Annotated in this window: 1 protein-coding gene; it reads left to right on the top strand. The window is 54.7% G+C overall.

All coding sequences use genetic code 11. The features are described from left to right. The coding region (locus tag R0J92_RS23405; protein WP_411053437.1) for a segregation/condensation protein A at positions 1-267 on the top strand (267 nt) is incomplete at both ends.

Below are 267 nucleotides of genomic sequence, written 5' to 3'. Positions count from 1 at the left end.
CTTTATTCCAAAGCGCCTGCTGATTTATCGGAACTGCAAGCGCCGTCGGATTTCCTGGCCGATGAAGCCAATCCTTACGATATGCTCGGTGCGTTCCAGAAAATGCTGCGCCGGAAGCAGTTAAGGGCGCCTTTGTCGACGCGTGTCGCGCGCCAGGAAGTGTCCATCAAAGAACAGATGGGCTCGATGGTCGAACGCTTGAAATCATTCAAAGGCCGCGCCAATTTCTCGGAGCTTTTCCCGTCAGATGACCAGGCCGTGCTTGTC

It is taken from the genome of Tritonibacter sp. SIMBA_163 (assembly GCF_046535935.1).
In the GTDB taxonomy this organism is placed as follows: Bacteria; Pseudomonadota; Alphaproteobacteria; order Rhodobacterales; family Rhodobacteraceae; genus Epibacterium; species Epibacterium scottomollicae.
The sequence above is the reverse complement of the archived record's forward strand: the minus strand, read 5'-3'. Positions and strand labels throughout refer to the sequence as shown.